Source organism: Xanthomonas populi, assembly GCF_002940065.1.
Classification (GTDB): Bacteria; Pseudomonadota; Gammaproteobacteria; order Xanthomonadales; family Xanthomonadaceae; genus Xanthomonas; species Xanthomonas populi.
Window position 1 is genome coordinate 1 of sequence record NZ_MDEJ01000233.1, and the last position, 3256, is coordinate 3256.

The window sequence follows — 3256 nt, forward strand, 5'->3', positions numbered from 1 at the left end:
AGATCGCTGATTTTTTGAAGGTATGGTCATCATCCAGTGCGTGTCACCACGGCTACGACTTGGTTGTTCGAGGTGCCCTGCCGTCTATCATGAACCGACCTCCAGGGGCCCCGAATGAGCATCCAGATCTTAGACCATGGCCGTCTTCGCGAAATCCGTCTGGCGCGCCCGCCGGTCAATGCATTGGACACTGCGTTATGCCAGGCATTGAGCGTTGCGGTGCAGCAGGCCGGCGATGCGGCCGATGGCATCGTGCTGTCTGGCAGCGAACGGATTTTTTCCGGTGGCATGGACGTGCCGCATCTGCTGGCGCACGGCAACGACCGCGCCGCATTGCTGGCCAGTTGGACGGCCTTCTTCGATGCCGCGCAGGCGCTGGCCAACAGTAGCGTGCCGGTGGTGGCGGCCATCGGCGGGCATGCGCCGGCGGGCGGCTGCGTGCTGGCATTGTGTTGTGATTATCGAGTGATGGCGCGCAGTGCCGACACCGCCAAACCCTATGCGATCGGCTTGAACGAGGTGCAAGTGGGCCTGGCCGCGCCCGAAGGCATCCAGCGGCTGTTGCGCCGCGTGGTCGGTGCGCACCGCGCCGAGCGCCTGCTGATTTCCGGCCAGCTGCTGCCGGCCGAACAGGCGGTCACGATCGGCCTGGTCGACGAGCTGGTCGATGGCGATCTGGTCACCGCGCGCGCTGTAGCGTGGCTGCAGGATCTGCAGCAATTGCCGCGCCAGCCGATGCTGACCACGCGCGCGATTGCGCGTGCCGATCTGCGCGCCGCGCTGGCACCCGAGCTGATCCAGCTGCAGCGTTTCATCGACGGTTGGTACGCACCGGATGCGCAGGCCGCGCTGCATGGCCTGGTCGCGCGCCTGCAAAAGGCCTGAGCACGCGCCTCGCGCATGGTGACGACGGGGCGGCCGGTATAATCGCGGTCCGTCGCACGCCCAGGCCAAGCCTTTGTCCGCCACTGCCGAACCCGTCGTCTCCGAACTGATCAACCTGCTGTCGCTGGAGCGTCTGGAAGACAACCTGTTTCGCGGCCAAAGCCGCGACATCGGCACCAAGTACGTGTTCGGCGGGCAGGTACTAGGCCAGGCGCTGTCGGCCGCGCAGGCCACGGTGGAAAACGGTCGTCAGGCGCACTCGTTGCATGCTTACTTCTTGCGCGCCGGGGATATCGATCACCCGATCGTGTACGACGTCGATCGCACCCGCGATGGCGGCAGTTTTTCGGTGCGCAGGGTTACGGCGATCCAACATGGCAAGGTGATCTTCTTCTGCGCAGCGTCGTTTCAGGAACACGAAAACGGCGCGGAGCACCAGTCGGTGATGCCGGTGGTACCGCCGCCGGAAGACATCGAATCCACCGCGCCGCTGGCACCGGAAGTACTGGAAAAACTGCCGGCAAAGGTGCAGCGCTGGCTCTCGCGTGGTGGCCCGTTCGAGTTCCGCCACGTCTTTCCGCGCGACGAACTCAGACCACCTAAGCGCCCACCGTTCCAGCAAATGTGGCTACGCCTGAGCGACCCGGTCGGCGACGACGTCGGCCTGCATCGGGCTTTGCTCGCATATGCCTCTGATTTTCAGCTACTGGGCACCTCGACGTTTCCGCACGGCATTAGTTACTACACGCCGAACGTGCAGATGGCCTCGCTGGATCATGCGCTGTGGTTCCATCGCCCGTTCCGTACCGACGACTGGCTGCTGTACTCGCTCGACAGCCCCACCGCGCAGGGCTCGCGCGGCTTGGCGCGTGGGCAGTTCTTCACCCGCGATGGCGTGCTGGTCGCCAGCACCACGCAGGAAGGATTAATCCGCGTGGTGCCCGATGGCAGCGCGATCGCCGTGCCGGCCAGGGAGTAGGAATGCAGTCGCTTGGCCAACAGATTTCGCTGCGCGCAGGCATTTCTTCCGCTGCAGCCTCTTTCGGAAGTGGATCCACGTCCACGCCACTTCTCTCCCCTGTCTCGAACACGCGCACTCGCAGTGCGACCTGTTCGGCAATCGCCGGCACACTTTAAGCATGCGCAAGATCTTCAGCAGTCAACGTATCGAAACCGCCGAAGGCGTCGCCAACCTGTTGCGCGATGCCGGCATCGACGTGCGCATGAGCAATGGCCGCTCCTACGAAAGCAAGCGCACCGGCCAGTTCAGCTACCTCGAACAAAGCAACGCACAGACCTATCCAACCGTGTGGATCGTGCATGCCGACGACCAGCCACGCGCACGCGAGTTGCTGCGCGACGCGCGATTGCTCGACACCACCCGCCGCGATCTGCCGAATGTGGAATACACCTTTCGCGAAGGCGAAAACGGCTCAAGCTCCAGCGCGCGCAGTTGGGCCTGGCGTATCAGGCTGGTGCTGCTATTGGTCATCGGCGCGGTGGCGATGTTCGTGGTGCTGCGCCATCGCAGCGCGCCTGTGCCGGCGGCTCAGCCGGCATCGCAGCAAGCGGCGCCTGCCAACGCGACACCACCGGCGGCAGAGGATGAAGAAGTGCGCGTGCGGATCCAGCCGGCGCGCTGAGCGCGGCCGACCAGACTGCAGAGCGACCGCCGGGCGGTGCGGGAGGCGCTACCACCATCACATCGGTCACATCCAGCGTGTGATGGCGAGGCAACTGCTTCGTCGTCACGGTCATCGCAATGAGCAATGATGCCGCTTCAGGTCCGCCAGCGTCAGATTTTTCTGACTCCGCTGAGCGGACTTAGCCTATTTTCCTTGTGTGGGATTAGCGCAATTGTTAGTATCGCTGTCAACGCGTTATCCCCGGAATCGGGTCGTCCAGAGCGCGGAGCTGAAGGGGACATTCGGTCTGCCAGCTCTTCATTATTTGCGCCATTGTCTCTTTTGTAGGTAGTAGTAAGCGCCTTAGATTACGTCCTCTGGCGCGCACCTATAGTCAACGCGTTCCCGTACATGTCTCTTCGTTTATTCACGGTGCACCGCCCAGATGGACTTGATGCAGTATTTTGATGTCAGTCAAGACGGTCGCGTTCTTGAACTACAGTTCGGCGGGCAGAACGCACCGCGTCGCACTCTGCTGTTTCCGCTGCGGCTGCAACTGACCTGGGCACTGAGCGAGCCTTTCACGGCGGATGTGACCTGCCTGAGCCAATCGTCGGCGATAGAACTCAAGACACTGCTGGGCCAGCGCGCTGGCATCACCATCCGGCACCTGAGGTTTCCCCACGTTTTCCCGAGATAGATCAGCTGGTTGCACCCGGATCGTGTAGAAACAAGTGCGCGCATGG

Annotated in this window: 4 protein-coding genes; all 4 read left to right on the forward strand. The window is 62.9% G+C overall.

Features of this window, described 5'->3' with window-relative positions:
- Positions 1 to 114 precede the first annotated feature (114 nt).
- The 4 genes from XpopCFBP1817_RS20200 (at position 115) to XpopCFBP1817_RS20215 (ending at position 3210) form a co-directional block, all read left to right on the forward strand.
- Complete coding sequence (locus tag XpopCFBP1817_RS20200; RefSeq protein ID WP_128418437.1) at positions 115 to 885, forward strand: enoyl-CoA hydratase/isomerase family protein; 771 nt, start codon at positions 115 to 117, stop codon at positions 883 to 885.
- Between the two features lie 73 nt (positions 886 to 958).
- Positions 959 to 1864, forward strand: a complete 906-nt coding sequence (gene tesB, locus XpopCFBP1817_RS20205; RefSeq protein ID WP_128418438.1) for an acyl-CoA thioesterase II — start codon at positions 959 to 961, stop codon at positions 1862 to 1864.
- Between the two features lie 160 nt (positions 1865 to 2024).
- Entirely contained in the window at positions 2025 to 2528 is a 504-nt protein-coding gene (locus XpopCFBP1817_RS20210) for a putative signal transducing protein (protein ID WP_128418439.1), read from the forward strand.
- 427 nt (positions 2529 to 2955) lie between these two features.
- Complete coding sequence (locus tag XpopCFBP1817_RS20215; protein ID WP_244171278.1) at positions 2956 to 3210, forward strand: phage late control D family protein; 255 nt, start codon at positions 2956 to 2958, stop codon at positions 3208 to 3210.
- Positions 3211 to 3256 lie beyond the last annotated feature (46 nt).

What these genes read in the sequence shown, in the direction of transcription:
- XpopCFBP1817_RS20210 (WP_128418439.1), top strand. Translation starts at nt 2,025, where the DNA reads ATGCGCAAGATCTTCAGCAGTCAACGTATCGAAACCGCCGAAGGCGTC.
- XpopCFBP1817_RS20200 (WP_128418437.1), top strand. Translation starts at nt 115, where the DNA reads ATGAGCATCCAGATCTTAGACCATGGCCGTCTTCGCGAAATCCGTCTG.
- XpopCFBP1817_RS20215 (WP_244171278.1), top strand. Translation starts at nt 2,956, where the DNA reads ATGGACTTGATGCAGTATTTTGATGTCAGTCAAGACGGTCGCGTTCTT.